12 protein-coding genes are annotated in these 14,012 nt (G+C 59.6%); 6 read left to right on the top strand and 6 right to left on the bottom strand.

Annotated elements, in window-relative coordinates; all coding sequences use genetic code 11:
• The first annotated feature begins 148 nt into the window (after window positions 1-148).
• The gene (locus AC0AII_RS07260) at window positions 149-1,858 is read left to right on the top strand and encodes an MFS transporter (RefSeq protein ID WP_490446650.1); all 1,710 of its coding nucleotides are present in this window, start codon (window positions 149-151) and stop codon (window positions 1,856-1,858) included.
• A 215-nt stretch (window positions 1,859-2,073) separates the two neighbouring features.
• On the opposite strand, the gene AC0AII_RS07255 is transcribed toward AC0AII_RS07260, so the two are convergent.
• Entirely contained in the window at window positions 2,074-4,032 is a 1,959-nt protein-coding gene (locus tag AC0AII_RS07255; RefSeq protein WP_490446649.1) for a right-handed parallel beta-helix repeat-containing protein, read from the bottom strand.
• A gap of 151 nt (window positions 4,033-4,183) precedes the next feature.
• On the opposite strand from AC0AII_RS07255, the gene AC0AII_RS07250 reads away from it, so the two are divergent.
• The 4 genes from AC0AII_RS07250 to AC0AII_RS07235 all read left to right on the top strand — a co-directional run bounded on the left by AC0AII_RS07250 (window position 4,184) and on the right by AC0AII_RS07235 (window position 8,076).
• Window positions 4,184-5,497 carry an extracellular solute-binding protein gene (locus AC0AII_RS07250; protein WP_198199436.1) on the top strand — a complete coding sequence of 438 codons (1,314 nt, stop codon included), beginning with the start codon at window positions 4,184-4,186 and terminating at the stop codon, window positions 5,495-5,497.
• A 35-nt stretch (window positions 5,498-5,532) separates the two neighbouring features.
• Window positions 5,533-6,438 carry a carbohydrate ABC transporter permease gene (locus AC0AII_RS07245; protein ID WP_198199435.1) on the top strand — a complete coding sequence of 302 codons (906 nt, stop codon included), beginning with the start codon at window positions 5,533-5,535 and terminating at the stop codon, window positions 6,436-6,438.
• Complete coding sequence (locus tag AC0AII_RS07240; RefSeq protein WP_490446648.1) at window positions 6,438-7,268, top strand: carbohydrate ABC transporter permease; 831 nt, start codon at window positions 6,438-6,440, stop codon at window positions 7,266-7,268. The genes AC0AII_RS07245 and AC0AII_RS07240 overlap by 1 nt, the downstream gene beginning before the upstream one ends.
• Before the next feature lie 184 nt (window positions 7,269-7,452).
• Window positions 7,453-8,076: a TetR/AcrR family transcriptional regulator gene (locus AC0AII_RS07235; RefSeq protein ID WP_490429827.1), complete on the top strand. Its 624-nt coding sequence runs from the start codon at window positions 7,453-7,455 to the stop codon at window positions 8,074-8,076.
• A gap of 42 nt (window positions 8,077-8,118) precedes the next feature.
• Here AC0AII_RS07235 and AC0AII_RS07230 read toward each other — a convergent pair whose 3' ends face one another.
• Window positions 8,119-8,520: a DUF4186 domain-containing protein gene (locus tag AC0AII_RS07230; protein WP_490446647.1), complete on the bottom strand. Its 402-nt coding sequence runs from the start codon at window positions 8,518-8,520 to the stop codon at window positions 8,119-8,121.
• A gap of 189 nt (window positions 8,521-8,709) precedes the next feature.
• On the opposite strand from AC0AII_RS07230, the gene AC0AII_RS07225 reads away from it, so the two are divergent.
• On the top strand, window positions 8,710-9,999 hold the full coding sequence (locus AC0AII_RS07225) for a class I SAM-dependent methyltransferase (protein ID WP_306221500.1): 1,290 nt from the start codon (window positions 8,710-8,712) through the stop codon (window positions 9,997-9,999).
• 73 nt (window positions 10,000-10,072) lie between these two features.
• Here the strand turns inward: AC0AII_RS07225 and AC0AII_RS07220 are convergent, their stop codons facing one another.
• The 4 genes from AC0AII_RS07220 to AC0AII_RS07205 are packed head-to-tail and all read right to left on the bottom strand — an operon-like array spanning window position 10,073 to window position 13,991.
• On the bottom strand, window positions 10,073-10,624 hold the full coding sequence (locus tag AC0AII_RS07220) for an FMN-binding protein (RefSeq protein WP_445340736.1): 552 nt from the start codon (window positions 10,622-10,624) through the stop codon (window positions 10,073-10,075).
• A 1-nt stretch (window position 10,625) separates the two neighbouring features.
• Window positions 10,626-11,453 carry an ABC transporter ATP-binding protein gene (locus AC0AII_RS07215; RefSeq protein WP_101433096.1) on the bottom strand — a complete coding sequence of 276 codons (828 nt, stop codon included), beginning with the start codon at window positions 11,451-11,453 and terminating at the stop codon, window positions 10,626-10,628.
• Window positions 11,454-11,497: 44 nt separating this feature from the next.
• A complete protein-coding gene (locus tag AC0AII_RS07210) occupies window positions 11,498-12,664 on the bottom strand; it encodes an ABC transporter permease (protein WP_490446662.1) in 1,167 nt (388 codons plus the stop codon).
• Between the two features lie 16 nt (window positions 12,665-12,680).
• Window positions 12,681-13,991, bottom strand: a complete 1,311-nt coding sequence (locus tag AC0AII_RS07205) for an ABC transporter permease (protein ID WP_490446646.1) — start codon at window positions 13,989-13,991, stop codon at window positions 12,681-12,683.
• Window positions 13,992-14,012: the final 21 nt, after the last annotated feature.

Raw genomic sequence — 14,012 nt, 5'->3', positions numbered from 1 at the left:
CGCGGCTACATCATTCCACCTTGAAGAAAACAGCGTGGTAAGCTGTATATTTATGGCATTTTTGTGAAAACCGCTAAAGGAAGAGGCAAACAGGGAAATCACAACGGCGGAAAAGACGAACAACGGCCTAGTGGCCGGAGAAGGAACAATGGCAGAGGACGATAAAATTGCGGCTGCAGATGGCAGCCAACATGAGCAGGAACGTCGCGACAGGCAGACAGCCAAGCAGGTCAAGAAACAGCAGGCCGCAGCCAAGCGCAAGGCCAAGAAGCGCAACCAGCGGCCGCACCGGGGCTGGAGCGAACGCCTGCATCTGACCGACATCAACGTGGTGGACAGATCCACTCTCAAGCGGGCCATCGCCGGCACCGTGGTCGGCAACTTCATGGAATGGTACGACGTGGGGGTCTACGGCTACCTGGCAGTGACGATCGGCCGTGTCTTCCTGTCCGACGCATCCGATGCCGTACAGCGACTCTTCTCCCTGGGCGTTTTCGCCGTCACCTTCATCGCACGGCCCTTGGGCGGCGTGGTCTTGGGCCAGCTGGGCGACAAGATCGGCCGCCAGCGCATCCTGGCCTTCACCCTGCTGAGCATGTCCGCGGCCACTCTGCTGATCGGCCTTCTGCCCAGCTATGCGGTCGTCGGTCCCCTAGCACCAATTCTGCTCATCCTGCTCAAGCTGATCCAGGGCTTCTCCACGGGCGGCGAGTACGCAGGCGCCTCGACCATGGTCACCGAATACTCGCCGGACCGGCACCGCGGCTTCTTCGCCTCCCTGCTGGATGTGGGATCCTACCTGGGCTACGCCTTCGGAGCAGCCTTGGTCTCCCTGCTGGAATTCTCCATCTCCCCGCAGGCCATGCTGGCCTGGGGCTGGCGCATCCCCTTCATCATTGCCCTGCCGCTGGCCGCCATCGCAGTCTACTTCCGGGCCAAGGTCCAGGACACCCCCGCCTTCCGTCAGGCCCAGGATGCCAGCGACGAGAAGACCAAGAGCCAGCACAAGAGCCTCTTGGATCTGATCCGGGGCTACTGGCGGGAGCTGCTCATGGCTTTCATCCTGGTGGCCGCAGCCAACACCCTGAGCTACACGCTGACCGCCTACATGCCCACCTACCTGTCGGGCACCCTGCACTACAACACGGCCCAGGCCAATCTGCTCTCCCTGCCGGTCCTGCTCATGGTGGCCTTCTGCATCCCCATCACCGGAGCCCTCTCCGACCGCTTTGGCCGCAAGAAGGTGCTGTTCATGGGAGCATTCACTGGACTCTGCCTGTCCCTGCCGGCCTTCCGACTGTTGGAGCATGAGACCACGGGTGCCGTCTTCGGCGGACTGGTTCTGCTGGCCATCCCGGTCATCTTCTTCGTGGCTAACCTGGCCTCCACCCTGCCGGCCCTCTTCCCCACTGCCTCCCGTTATGGCGGCATGGGACTGTCATACAACCTGGCCGTAGCCGTCTTCGGCGGCACCGCGCCTGTCATCATGGAAGGGCTGGTAACAGCGACCGGCAAGTCCCTGGCACCCGCCTACTGGATCATGTTCACCTCGACCTGCGGTCTGATCACCGTGCTCTTCCTGGCGGAGACCGCCCGGCGCCCCATGCCCGGCACCCTGCCCACCGTGCTCAACCGGCAGGAAGCACGTGACCTGGTGGCCACCCAGGACCGCAATCCCGATCTGGACGTGAAGACCATCATCAAGGATGCCGAGGAGAGCGGAGTGCGCAAGACGCCGAAAAAGCTGGCTGCCGAGACGCGCAAACTTCTGGGCATTCCCCGCTCCGGAGACAAGAAAGCCCGTGAGGTAAAACAACCGAAGGATGCTGAACCCTCAACGAAACCCACAAAGTCATAGCACTCCGTGAGCCTGACATGCTTCCTCAGCCGATGCGCCAAGGAGGGTAATCTCCTCCCAGCCACCAGACAGGTCATCGTCAACGTCCAGATCCGAGGCCCTTGCCCCTTTCAGCCCATGACGACATCCCTCGGCATTCAAACGGAAAGAGTGGACGGAGTTCGTAGAAACTTCCGTCCACTCTTTCTGGCTTCAGGCCATCCGTGATTCAACTCCTACATAAGCCGCACATGATTCTTGCCTGGTGTTAGCTCCTCAAGAGGGCCGGGCACCGGGGCATCCCCACGAGCGATGCCAGTCAGGTCCCTATCTATGGCAATCGGGCTGCCATCCGGGGCCTCATACCGTTCTTCGGACATGCGCGGCGCTCCCAACATGGCGGTGTCAACAATGCAGCAACCCATGTGGAACATGGCCTCAGGCAATTCCCCATCCAGCCAAACAGATCCGTCGCGGTCTGTTGCGACTTTGAGTCTCGGATTATCCGAAACCTTGCAGGCATTAATGTCCTGAGAGCATGACTGCGCACCATTGAGATAGACGTTGCGGTCAATATAGGCAGGCTGTTTCACTCGTTCGAAAAGCTCAAGGTCCCCCGGACCATGAGCATGAACCAGTTCCCGGTACTCGTCCATGCTGCCTGGGCACCCCTCATAAGTCTCTGTCCCCCTAGTAGTTACCCCAGGCAGATAGGCCTCTCCTCCCACAAATATGTTCTGATAGATTCGGTCGTCGCCTCCATAGACGCAGGCCGTGCCAGCGACAGTGGTCGAATGCGGCAAATGGTAGGGGGTGAACCGGTCGAGGACGTCGCGGCGCTGAGCGGACCCGCAGAACAGGTTGTGCACAAAAGCGGTGCCCTGTGCCACATTGTCCAGGTTGTATGCCGAGGCGAACACATTGTTGTCGACCAGGCAGGGGCCATGAGTGACTTCAATCATAAAATCACGGATATTGTCATTGAAGATATTCGAACTCACCCGCGTCCCTTGGGCTTCCCAATCCAGCCAGATTCCCAATGTGGAGTCATGGATGTGATTATGCCTGATAATCACATCGATTGCGGTATGCAGCTTGATGCCGGCTATCTCATGGCCGAAGAACTCATGCTTATTGCCAATATCATGGATGTCATTGTCCTCAATCACCGAACGGATGCAACCCAGATGCCCGACGACTCCGTTCTGGCCACAGTCGTGGATATGGTTATTGCGCACGAGATGCGAACCGACGGTCTCCATATCCCACCCGGCATGGCGAGCGCGGAAAACCGTCTCCAATTGCGTCTGATACCCAGGCTTGTATCCCCACCGGGTGGATTCGCTGTCACCAGTGGACCAGTCCTTGCCCAGCGAAACTGCGCTGCACCTGGCATCATGCAGATCATTTCCCTCAATGACCCATCCCTTTGACCAGTGGGTGCCGATCAGACCCTGCTGGTCACCCGTGGGGGGAGCCCATTGGCAGGCAGCCTGGGCCATCTCGAACCCGGTTACTGTTATGTAGTTGATGCCGGTACGCAATGGGTAGAAGCAGGTCGGGCGCACATTGATCTCCACCAGACTGACGTTCGGATCATACCCTTGGAAATTCGCCCAAATGCAGGTTGTCCGATCCCCGACCTGTGCATACCACTGATAGACCGTATCCTCTGGATGAGCCACCGGCTCCTCCTCCTTGACCCAGTCGGGTCCGAAACCGGTCTTGCGCATCTGGGGATTGCGCACCGACTCCACGTCCGGAGCCTGGTACATCGACTTCCCATTGATATAGACCTCGCCGAGAGTCATATTCCATGTACTCGGCCGTTCCAGCCAATCACCTTTCAGAGGGGTTGCAAAGGGGTTGAAGCTTCCGAACAAGCTGTTGTCGATTTCGGCCGTCCAGACTGAATTCCCGCGGTCCTGCCAGCAGCTGACACGCTCTGAACCCTTGATCACCGGATGCTCGCCGGGAGCGGCAGTATAGGTGATCCGGTCATACCGGTCCTTGCCGCCGTTGATTGGATTCACGCTCTCCCTGTATGTGCCAGCATGCACCATGACCACATCGCCGGCCAGGGCCACATCGGCTGCCTGCTGAATGCTGCGAAAAGGCCTTTCCTCGCTGCCATCGCCGCAATCATCAAAACCTTCCCTCACGTGCAGAACCCTGCTCCCAGTGTCTGGTCTCATTATTTCCTCCTTGAAGATATGGGAATTAAATCAATGAACTAATTTGCACTTAGTAATTACTAAGTATATAGTAATCATCGACTCCCGACGACGGAAGCCGTCGGGACTCAGCCAAAACGAAGAGAAGATAGGACTCAAAGAGGAGACTGACATGAAACAATCGGGCAAACTCATTGCAGCCATAGCATCCACGGCCATGCTACTGGGAGCCTCCGCCTGCGGTTCCCAGCCCGGAAACTCGTCGGGCAGCAAGGCGGAAGGCGCCAATGTGACGACCTGGGCTATGACGGATGCACCCTGGAATCCCGTAAAGGATGCCTTCAAGGAATGGAACAAGAACCACAAGGATGCCCAGATCAGTGAAGAAAGCTTTGCCAATGACGCATACAAGGAGAAAATTCGCACTGCAGTCGGCTCAGGCAACGCCCCTACTTTCTTCCCCAGTTGGGGAGGGTCACCGCTGACCGACTACACCAAGAGCAAGGCAATCACCGATCTGACCCCCGAACTCAAGTCCGATATTCAGGGCAAGGTGCTTGATTCGGTTGCAGCGGAAGGTTTCCGAGACGGCAAGCTTTATGCTGTACCCACCGGACAGGCCCAGCCTGTTCTGCTGTTCTACAACAAGAAAGTGCTCAAGGAGGCGGGCATCAACTCGGCCCCAAAGACATGGGACGAACTGGTTGCTGATGTCTCAGCACTGAAAGCCGCCGGCAAGACCCCTATCTCCCTGGCGGGCGGCAGCAAGTGGCCATACCTGATGTGGGCCGCGTACCTTGTTGACCGCATCGGAAGCCCTGAAGTCTTTGACAATGTGCTCAAGGGCAAGAAAGACGCCTGGAGCGATCCTGCGGTGACCAAGGCCATGGCGATGATTCAGGAGCTGGTCAATGCAGGTGCCTTCGGCGATTCCTACCAGTCCCTGACCGCCGATGACAGGAAAGACACTGCACTCATCACCACTGGGCAGGCAGGCTTTGAACTCATGGGATCCTGGGTGTATTCGGACCTGATCAGCATCAGCAAGGACTTCACCTCCAAGGATCTGGGCTATGCCCCCTTCCCGACCGTCAAGGACGGCAGGGGCGACCCCAATGACCTGACAGGAAATCTGTCCAGCTACTGGCAGCTTTCGTCAAAGGCCAGCAAGGAGCAGAAGAAGACCTTCGTAGATTTCATCAAAACCAAGAACTATTCCGACACCATGGTCGATGCCATGCTTAAGCAGGGGCAGGTCCCTCCGGTGAAGAACATCGAATCCAAGATCAAAGCCGCTGACGATGGTTCAGGCTACTACCCCTGGCTGTACCAGGCCGTAAAAAAGGCGCCGAACTATCAGCTCTCCTGGGATGTTGCGCTTCCCTCTGAACAAGGTCAGGCCATACTGAACAATCTGGAGCAGGTGTTCCTGAACACCATGTCTCCTGATCAGTTCGTTTCGGCGATGAACAAAACGATCAAATAGCTCCCAAGGTACAAACAAGCTATGAGAGGAGCGCTATGAGGAAAACACATCAAAGGAGCACGGAGAAGACCCTGCACAAGGGGCCGTCATTATGGTACGCCTTGCCGGCCTTGCTGCTGTTCGGTCTATTCGCGGCAATTCCCCTAGTAGGTGTTGTCATCCTGTCCCTGACCAACTGGGACGGACTGGGGGCGGTTACATGGAATGGCATCGGCAACTGGATCAGAATGCTCCATGACCCGCTGGTACTCAACGGTCTGAAGCTCACTGTGATACTCACTGTTGTCAGCTGGCTAGTGCAAACCCCCATCTGCATCCTTTTGGGTGTCTTCATGGCAGGAAAGCAGCGGTACAGGGCCTTCCTGTCAGTGTTCTACTTCATTCCGCTCCTTTTCTCGTCCACTGCGGTCGCCATAGCCTTCAAGAACCTTCTGGATCCGCAATTCGGCCTTGGGAAGGCTTTGGGGTGGAAGTGGCTCGCACACAACTGGCTGGGCGATCCCAACACCGCCCTCTGGACCCTGATCGTTGTGGTTTCCTGGTGCTTCATACCATTGCATTCACTGCTCTATCAGGGTGCGGTACGGCAGATACCCCAAAGCCTGTATGAGGCAGCCATGCTGGACGGAGCAGGGACTGTACGCCAGTTCTTCTCCATCACCCTGCCGCAGATCAAATATACCTTTGCCACCGATTCGACCCTGATGATTGTGGGATCGCTGACCTATTTCGATCTGGTCTATGTCATGACCGCAGGCGGGCCGGGAAATGCCACCCGCATTCTTCCCCTGGACATGTATCTCAAAGGTTTCAAGAGCTATGACATGGGCGGGGCGAGCGTCGTGGGGGTCATCATCCTCGTCATGGGCATTGCCATATCGCTCCTGCTCAACAAGCTATCGGGTTCCGACAAGATGGAAAGCCAGATGGAGGGAGTCTGATGATCAGGATCAAAGGAAAGCAAATCAACATCGCCGGAGGACTCCTAGGCTGGATCTGGCTGGCCGTCGTGGTAGTGCCCGTTTACTACATTCTGGTAACGTCGGTCCGGAATCAGAACGACCTGTTCTCCCAAAACCCGCTTTCGTTGCCAAGCCATGTCACTTTTGACGCATATCGAAGAGTCTTCCAGAATCACTTCCTCAGGTACATCTGGAATTCGGTCTTCGTCACAGTCGTCACCGTAGCCATAATTCTGCTGGTCACCTTCATGGTGGCTTACATGATCGTGCGCAGAAACGACAAGTGGTCCCGACGGGTCTACAAGTTCATCATCACCGGCCTGGCCATTCCCATGCAGGCCGTGATCATCCCTGTGTATTACCTCATCATCCGCATCGGCCTCTATGACACTTTGTGGGCCTTGATCCTGCCGTCAGCAGCCTTTGCGATCCCCATCTCGGTAATGATATTGACCAACTTTCTGAGAGACATACCCCAGTCTCTTTTCGAAGCCATGTCAGTGGACGAGGCCAGCGAGTTCATGACCATGACGAAACTCGCTGTTCCGATGGTCAGGCCCGCAATCATTACAGTGGCTATCTATGACGGCCTGAATGTCTGGAATGGTTTCCTCTTCCCGTTGATTCTGACCCAGTCTGCAGATAACCGCGTGATACCCCTGTCGCTCTGGCTTTTCCAGGGGCAGTTCACTGTAGATACACCAGGAATACTGGCAGCAGTGGTTATTTCGGTGCTGCCGATCCTGACGGCATACATCTTCGGCCGCAAACAGATGGTCGCAGGCTTGACAGCCGGGTTCAGCAAATAATCGTAGGCAGCCCAGCTGAAAGAACAGATCGGGGCCAAGCGGAACGGCTTTCTGCTTGGCCCCGATCTGTCCAGACGATGCATTGCCGGTTGACGGATTATCCTGATATAAGTGGTTGCATCAAGTACATTGAATACGGATACAATGCTGTTGGTACACGTCGACTTTCTCAGAGGGATGACCAATGAATAGGCGAAAGCGTTCTACCTCGTCACCGCGAATGTCGGCCGACCAACGCAGAACAAGCATTCTGAAATCAACCATCGCTTGTATTTCCAAGTTCGGCTTCTGGGGGTTCACCATACGTGATGTAGCGGAAGCTGAGGGAGTGACTGAGGCAGGGCTTCTGTACTACTTCAAATCCAAAGAGGAACTTCTTGTCAAAACTCTGGAATATGCGGACAGCATCAACGCCGAAGCCATCGCCAAGCGCCTTGGAGTCAGTGAGGAAACCGATATTTCAGATGGACTGGGATACCACGGTGATTTCAGTCTGAAGACCCTGACCACTGCAACTGTGGAGGCGAACGTCTCCCGACCGCAATTGGTCAGTCTCTATATCGTCCTTCAAGGCGAATCCCTGGAAGACAACCATCCTGCCCACCAGTTCTTCCTCGATCGCGAGCAGAAGGTTCTTCACGAGTATGCCTACGTTGCCAAGAGGGATAGGCTTAAGAACCCCGATCGAATAGCCCTGCAGACGCTCAGTGCCATGGATGGGCTCCAGCTGCGGTGGCTGACAGGCGGTAAAACCATGGATTTTGTTGATGAATGGAAACGCTTCATCAACATCATCATTCCCGACTGATCCATAGCCACGGTTAGTGACAGAAGCGCCGCAACATCAGCATCAAGCCGGATGATTCACCAAATCGCGCTCGATCCAGGCCATGACCAGCTTGGCCAGAGCATCCACCTCGGCATCGGTCAGAGCCCGGCCGCGCGGGATGTGGTGCCAGCGCTCGATGCACCCCCGGCAGCAGGTGGCCGTGGCATGCTGGGCCGTGAAGACCGGATGCCCGCGGTAGGGGGTCTGCTTGCCGTCCTTCAAAGGGCGGGCAGGCCCCACACGCTTGGCCAGCATCTCATGGGCGTGGCGGTCGATGGTATCCCTGCCCTTGGCGCGGGCGTAGGAGCGATCCTTGGCCGAAAGGGAGAAACCGGACCGGAAGCGCGAATGCCCCAATCTGGCAAGCGTGTGCTGAATCCAAGCCTTATCTGCCCCGGCCGACGCTGATCCGCTGCTGGTCATTTCCTGCTCGCCTCCCTGTTCAGCCTTACCAAAGAGTCTGTACCCAGGCAAGGTTTCCCATGCGGAATAATTCACTGAACATGACACTGATAGGGACCAGTGTCAGGGGTAGGGTGAAGACAGTACTTGTATCCACTAACTACCAGACCCGCCATGTTCGGTCATGTCCGGGTCACACAAGGGGGCTTCATGGCCAAAAGCAAGATGACTGTAGCCGAGATGATCGGGCTCTTCCTCACCCCTGACGCGCCTGTGCAGGTGACCGCCTTCGATGGGTCGGTCTTCGGGCAGGACCAAGCGCCGCTACATCTGGAAGTCAAGAATTCCCGTGCCATGTACTACATCACGGAAAATCCCAACGACCTGGGTCTGGCCCGGGCCTACCTGCAGGGCGATCTGGATTCTCCCGAGCTGCTGCCAGGCAACCCCTACCAGGTTCTCAAGGAACTGATGGGCCTCAAGCACTTCGTCAAGCATCCCAGCAAGATGGAGCTGGCCCGGGCAGCTGCGGCCGTCTTCTCACACGGGGTGCGCGTACCCGAGCCGCCGGCCATCGAAGGGCCCTCCCTGGCCAAGCGACTGACTGAGGGCATCCGTCCCCACACCCGCCGGGGCGACGCAGCCACCGTCAGCTACCACTACGACCAGTCCAACGACTTCTACCGGCTCTTCCTGGGCTCCTCCATGACCTACACCTGCGCCGTCTTCGAGAAGGAGGACGACAGCCTGGAGGACGCTCAGTGGCACAAGCTCAACATGGTCCTGGACAAGATGCACCTGAACAAGGGCGACCGTCTGCTGGACGTGGGCTGCGGCTGGGGCTCCATGGAGATCGCGGCCGCCCGCCGCGGCATTCACGTCATCGGCGTGACTCTGGCTGAGGAGCAGGTCGAGTGGGCCCAGAACTGGATTCGTCAGGAGGGCCTGCAGGATCTGGCTGAGGTCAGGCTGATGGACTACCGCGACGTTCCCGAGTCCGGATTCGACGGAATCTGCTCCATCGGCATGATGGAGCACGTGGGCTACAAGCAGTACCCCTCCTACTTCAAGGAGATGATGGACAAGCTGCGTCCGGGCGGCATCCTGCTCAACCACCAGATCACCCGCACCAACTCCCATGACCACAAGCGGGCCGGCGGCTTCATCGACCGCTACATCTTCCCCGACGGCGAGCTGGCCAGCCCAGCCGAGATCGAACTGGCCATCCAGGACACCGGCTTCGAGGTCATCACCCAGGAGAACCTGCGCCAGCACTATGCGCTGACCCTCAAGCACTGGACCGAGAACCTCCAGGAGCACTGGGGCCAGGCCAAGCCCATGGTGGGCGAGCCCAAGGCGCGTCTCTGGGGCCTGTACATGGCCGGCGCGCGGCTCAACTTCGAGCTCGACAACATTCAAATACACCAGTTCCAGTGCATCAAGCCCGATCCCGAGACCGGCACGGACACCTACCCGCTGCGGCCCTGGTGGGATCGCTAGTTGATCTGAAGAAAAGGGGCGAGGAATCGAATCCTCGCCCCTTTTTGTCTCTGCCACCCGTGCAGCCCGGTTCTCAGGAAGACCTGTCCGCCGAAGCCTCCAGCCGGGCCAGGTCCAGGGCCTTGTTGAAGGCGTCCGAGGTCCAGCTGGCCCCGGCCACCTTCTCCACCTTGAGGTCCTTGAGCGGACGCCCTTGGACCACACCGGGCACAGCCCGGGCGAAGCGTTCCATGTGACCGCGTGAAATGGGCGAGTCCGAATGCCCCTGGACCTGGACCCGGCTCACCTGCCCTCCCGACAGATCCAGATCCACATCGATGGTGTCGGCCCCGTCACGCCCGTACTTGCCCGTCAGAGCGTAGGTGCCGTCATGATAGTTGCCCGTGTCGGCCGGAGCGGCCGGCAACCCATCACGCGAGACGGCCGTAGGCTTGCCCTCGCCCGCCGCGCCGGATCCTTCCGCTGACCCTGGAGCAGAGCTGGACTCTGCGCCTGACCCGGCGAACTCGTCGTCCATGGGCTTGGCCTGCTGGCTTCCGCAGCCGCCCAAAAGAGAGCCCACCGCCACCAGGGTCGCCAATGTTGCCGAGGCCGTGGCCAGTCCCCGAGACTTGCTTTTAGCCATTTCAACGCCCTCCTTCTGCATCAGCAGCCGATCCCGGCAGGGTGCCGCCGGTCTTGGCCGTCTTGGTGGGGTCGTGGAAGCCCACCGGAATATCCTGGTCCCCGGAATCGCCAGGAGCTCCACTGAAGGCCGGCCGACCTCCGGCTGCCAGGTAGGCCCGCTTGGCCTCCTCATCATTCCACTGCTCGCCGGCCAGCACACCGTGGTTGAGCATGATCTCCCGCTGGGCGCAGGAGGCCACCAGGGCATCGTGGGTGACCACGATCAGGGAGGTCCCCTGGTCATGCAATTGCCGGAAGAGGTCCAGCACGATCCGCTCATTGGCCTCGTCCAGGTTGCCAGTGGGCTCGTCAGCCAGGATCAGTTTGGGCTCGTTGATCAGCGCCCGGGCCACGCAGACCCGCTGCTGCTCGCCGCCCGAAAGCTGGCTGGGCAGATGGCGGGCTCGATCCGCCAGGCCCACCCGGTCCAAGGCCTTCATGGCCTGGTCCTCGTCCACCACTGAGTGGTAGTACTGGGCCACCATGACGTTCTCCAGGGCGGTCAGATGCGGGACCAGGTAGAACTTCTGGAAGACCAGGCCGATCACGTTCTTGCGCACATCGGCCAGCTGGGACTGACTCAGATCCTCCAACGGCCGCCCCTGCAGGCGGACCGAACCACGGCTGGGCGTGTCCATGCAGCCCAGAATGTTCATCAGTGTGGTCTTGCCTGAGCCGGATGACCCCACCACGGCCAGCCACTGACCTTGCGGGACGCTCAGGTTCAGATCGTCCAGGGCATGCAGATCGCCGTAGATCTTGGATACATGGTCCAGATCCAGCAGCATGCCGCCGCCCGACTGGGACTCGCTCGCCTTTGCCTGCGTCATTGTCATTCCTCCCTCAAAACCAGAGCCGGGTCGATACGCGAAGCCCGGAGGACCGGCCGGATGGATGCGATCATGGATATGGCCACGCTCAGCAGGACCGTGCCCAGGGCCAGCCACCAGTTGAAGCCCAGCGGCCGCTGGAAGACGGACAGGCAGAGCAGCCGGGCGAAGCCATAGCCCAGAGCGGTGCCGATCAGGCCTCCTGCCAATCCGTAGCAGGCCGACTCAGCCAGAAACTCCATGGCTATCCCCCGCGAGGAGGCGCCCAGAGCCTTGCGCAGGCCGATCTCGCTGCGCCGCTGGGAGACGATGGAGGCCATGGTGGTCCCCACGCCCACAAAGGTCAGGACCAGCACCACCACCGAAACCAGCCAGAAGAGCGACTGGAGCATGGCGATGGTGTGGCTGTCTCCCGCTGTGATCCTGGTGACCGGCCGGGCCTTGACCCCCATGGAGGTCATGTCGTTGATGCTGGCAGCGATGGTCTTCAGCCCCGAAGTCATGGTGTTGACCGAGTATTCGATGACATCGGTGCCCCGCTTGGCCCCGGTCAGGAGCTCCAGATCGGCCAGGTCAGCATAGATGATGCGATCCTCGGGACCGCCGGTATCGACGATGCCCCCCACACGGAAGTCTCGCCCCTGCCCTCCGGTCTTGCCTGTGGCGGTGACCTTTCCAGCGGGGTAACCAATAGTTATCTGCTTGCCGGTGGTCAGCCCCAGGGAATCTGCCAGATCCCGCCCCACCATGACTGAACCGGACTGCGGCCAGGATCCCTCAACACTCCAGTGACGGTTGAGCTGACGCACCTGGTCGGGTTGGATGCCGGCCATCACGCGAGCCCCAGCATTGACCTGCACCGTCTCATATCGATAGGTGGCGTACCGGGCCGGAGCCTTGGCGGTCACCATGTGGGTGGTGTGATCCACCATGCCCTGCTCGATGCCGGACCCGGACCGATTGCCTCCCTGAATGGGCGAGACAACCAGGTTGGCCCCGTAGGAGCGCATCTCCTGGTTGATCTGCCTGGGGGCCTCGATGCAGACCGCCGCCAGGCAAAAAAGGGTGGCCGCGCCCACCAGGGAAGCCACCACGGCCATCAGGGCCCGGCCCCTACGACGGAAGACGGCCCCGAAGAGCATGGTCAGGAACATGCGGGTGTTGGTCATATGGCTTGTATGGCGATCAGCGGCCATGAAGCACCTCCGCCGGCCGAAGCCGCAGAATCGATCTGATGGATGAGATGGATGCCAGCAGCACGGTCAGGGCCAGCAATACGAAGACCAGCACGAAAACCATGGGCCTCATGGTGATGCCCGAACCGAAGACCACTCTGCCCACAATCTGGGCCACTCCGGAGCCCAGCAGGGCGCCGACCAGTGCCCCGGCCAAGGCGATCAGGGCCGTCTCGGCCAGCACCAGTCGGGACACGGCCCCGTCGGTGGCGCCCAGAGCCTTGAGCAGGGCAAACTCCGAGGACCTCTCGGATATGGAGGATGCCATCAGATTGGCCACGGCGATGGCTGCCGCCAGCAGGCTGAGCACAGTCATCAGGATCATGACCGCCTGGGTCTTTTGCAGAACATCACCCTGCAGGGCTGCCACCTGTCTGACCTGCTTGGCCATGGACCCGGGGATGGCCTCCTCGATCTGGTAGGCGATGGAGGAGGGGTAAGCCGTGCAGTACCAGGTCTCCCACTCGTCCTGGGAGAGGGCAGCAGGATTTCGTGCGGCCTTGCGGGCCAGGTCGTTCTCGGGCGTGGTCAGGGCCTTGACCTCCACCTGGTCGATCTGATCGGTCAGGCCGGACATCTCCTGCAACGCCCTGGTGGGCAGGTAGAGGGAGGAGGCATCCGAATCACCGGAGTCGAAGATGCCCACAATGGTGACGGTCCGCTGCTGATTACCCAGGCCGACCTTGACCTGGTCGCCAACCTGACGGCCACCCAGTCGTGCAGCCAGCTCCTTGCCCATCATGGCCTCAGACTTGCCGCCGGATACGGCCTCATCCTTGGGCCAGCGGCCTTGAACCTTCCACCAGGGCCGAAGACCTTTCAGGCCCGCGGTGCTGCTTTCACCGCTGTCGACCTTGACGGTCCGGCCGAACCAGGTGCCCACCAGGGGGGCGGCGGCCTGGTCCACAGTGCCGCGAAGGTCCAGGCGGGGGGCAAAGTCGGTGATGTTGTAGGCCCAGAAGATGGTCTTGATCTTGGGCACCTGGGACTCCTTGAGGAAGGCGGTCGGCGTTGACTCATCGCCTGAGGGGCCGCCCTCCTGGTCGCCGTAGAGGTCGGAGACCACGGCATCCGCCTTGGCCTGGACCGTGATGTTGGATCCGTAGGTGGACAGTTCCGCGTTGAGCTTGTCGCCCACGTCGAAGACCACCCCCAGCATGGCCGTTGCTACGCAGGCCGACAGGCAGACCGTGACGGCGATCAGCATTCTTCGCCCGAACTGGCGGCTGAACGACCGCAGCATCATGCGCATGAAGAACATACCAACCGCTCCTTCCCTTTT

It is taken from the genome of Bifidobacterium sp. VU/mBH4 (B4), from assembly GCF_058199535.1.
The sequence above is the reverse complement of the archived record's forward strand: the minus strand, read 5'-3'. Positions and strand labels throughout refer to the sequence as shown.